Consider the following 2,007-nt stretch of genomic DNA (forward strand, 5'->3'; position numbering starts at 1 on the left):
GGGCCCATCAGCCGACGATAAAGAGCAGATGTCGCTGTACGACAAAACCCGCGGCCTGCTGGAAAAAGCCGGTTACCAAGTCGTGTTTCCCGACAACCAGGACAGCCTGTGCTGCGGCCAGCCGTTTGCTTCCAAAGGTTACGCCGACCAAGCCGAGCACAAGCGCCAGGAGCTGATCGGCGCCCTGCTCCACGCCAGCCGTGGCGGCCTCGACCCGATCTACTGCGACACCAGCCCCTGCACCCTGCGGCTAGTGCAAGACCTCGGCGAAACCCGCCTGGACCTCTACGACCCGGTGCGTTTTATCCGCACCCACCTGATGGACCGCCTCGACTTCACGCCACAGCAAGCCCCCATCGCCGTGCATGTCACCTGTAGCACCCAGCACTTGGGCGAAAGCCAGGCCTTGATCGACCTTGTGCGGCGCTGCGCCACCACCGTGGTGATCCCGGAAGGCATTCACTGCTGTGGCTTCGCTGGCGACAAAGGCTTCACCACCCCGGAACTCAACGCCCACTCACTGCGCTCGCTCAAGGACGCGGTGCAACATTGCAGCGAGGGCATTTCTACCAGCCGCACCTGCGAGATCGGCCTGAGCCAGCATGGCGGTATCGATTATCACGGCCTGGTGTACCTCGTAGACCGCGTCACCCAGGCCCGCGCCCATGAAACCTGCAAATAAAACAGAACCCCTGCGTGCCGGCGCAGTCATTTGAATAGGCCTCGGCGAACGAGGCTCACCCGTGACCTCGCTGGCTGCCCCGCTTCGGCGCAGCATCGAGCCTTATTTGCTCAAGGAGATACCCCATGAAGCGTACTGCTCTTGCTGGCTTGTTCATCACCGCCGTAATGTTGGCCTCGCCTGTTTTTGCTGCCGGCGAGACGGACCTGTGCAAAATCAACCTGGATAAAATCAACAACGGCCAAGCCCTGCTCGCCACCGACACCAGTGGCAAAAAGGGCGAAATCGACACCGCCGTGTCCCAGGCCAAAGCCGCGCACGCCGCTGGCGATGACAAAAAATGCATCGAGATCACCTCCAAGGCCCTGCAAGATCTGCAGAACGGCGACAAAGGCGGCCAATAAGCGGTTCACTCGCTGAGGGCCAACCTTCGGGTTGGCCTTCCGTGACGGTTTGGCGTACACTGCACAGGCTTGTCACTCACTAAGAAACAACGAGTTACAAGCACGGGGCCGTTTAGGATTCGACGCCGGTCGCGAAACTTTAGGTGCATGCCGAGTTGGTAACAGAACTCGTAAATCCACTGTTGCAACTTCTTATAGTTGCCAATGACGAAAACTACGGCCAGGAATTCGCTCTCGCTGCGTAAGCAGCCTTAGCCCTGAGCTTCTGGTACCTTCGGGTCCAGCAATCACCAGGGGATGTCTGTAAACCCAAAGTGATTGTCATATAGAACAGAATCGCCGTGCAGTACGTTGTGGACGAAGCGGCTAAAACTTACACAACTCGCCCAAAGCACCCTGCCCTTCGGGTCGCTGAGGGTTAACTTAATAGAAACGGCTACGCATGTAGTACCGACAGCGGAGTACTGGCGGACGGGGGTTCAAATCCCCCCGGCTCCACCACTTCATCATCTAAAGACGTCCACGGACGTCTTTTTTTGTGCCTGAAATCCAGTGAATACGGGGGTTTCAGCGCTTATGGGGGCTTTGCAGGGTTTCTGAGTTCCAGGCGCTTTGGTATCCCAGGTGGTATCCCGGACTGCCAAATGCTATTTTCAGGATACCAAAACGGTGCTGGAGGTAGCCCTCATGCCTACTAACGCAACCCGCCTCTCCGATCGCCAGCTCAAGGCAGTCAAGGCAACTGGTAAAGACTTCGTCCTCAGCGACGGCGATGGCTTACAGCTTCGAGTACGCGCGAGCGGCTCAATGATGTGGAATTTCAATTACCGCGAGCCGTTGACCAGAAGCCGTATCAACATGGCACTTGGTCCATACCCCGACCTCTCGCTAGCCAACGCCCGGAAGAAAGCCGCAGAGGCG

At 58.0% G+C, this 2,007-nt stretch carries 3 protein-coding genes and 1 other RNA gene; all 4 read left to right on the forward strand.

Translation table 11 applies throughout. From position 1 onward, the window contains the following. Nucleotides 1–682 (forward strand): (Fe-S)-binding protein (locus tag FEM54_RS31435; RefSeq protein WP_138454158.1); only part of this gene is annotated, 682 nt, incomplete at its 5' end. Between the two features lie 125 nt (nucleotides 683–807). Continuing rightward, nucleotides 808–1,086, forward strand: a complete 279-nt coding sequence (locus FEM54_RS31440) for a hypothetical protein (RefSeq protein WP_138454159.1) — start codon at nucleotides 808–810, stop codon at nucleotides 1,084–1,086. Between the two features lie 104 nt (nucleotides 1,087–1,190). After that, nucleotides 1,191–1,587, forward strand: a transfer-messenger RNA (tmRNA) gene (ssrA, locus tag FEM54_RS31445). Nucleotides 1,588–1,773: 186 nt separating this feature from the next. Beyond that, a partial coding sequence (locus FEM54_RS31450; protein WP_138454160.1) for an Arm DNA-binding domain-containing protein occupies nucleotides 1,774–2,007 on the forward strand: 234 nt, incomplete at its 3' end.

Origin of the sequence: Pseudomonas edaphica, assembly GCF_005863185.1 — a bacterium.
In the GTDB taxonomy this organism is placed as follows: Bacteria; Pseudomonadota; Gammaproteobacteria; order Pseudomonadales; family Pseudomonadaceae; genus Aquipseudomonas; species Aquipseudomonas edaphica.

What these genes read in the sequence shown, in the direction of transcription:
- FEM54_RS31440 (WP_138454159.1), top strand. Translation starts at nt 808, where the DNA reads ATGAAGCGTACTGCTCTTGCTGGCTTGTTCATCACCGCCGTAATGTTG.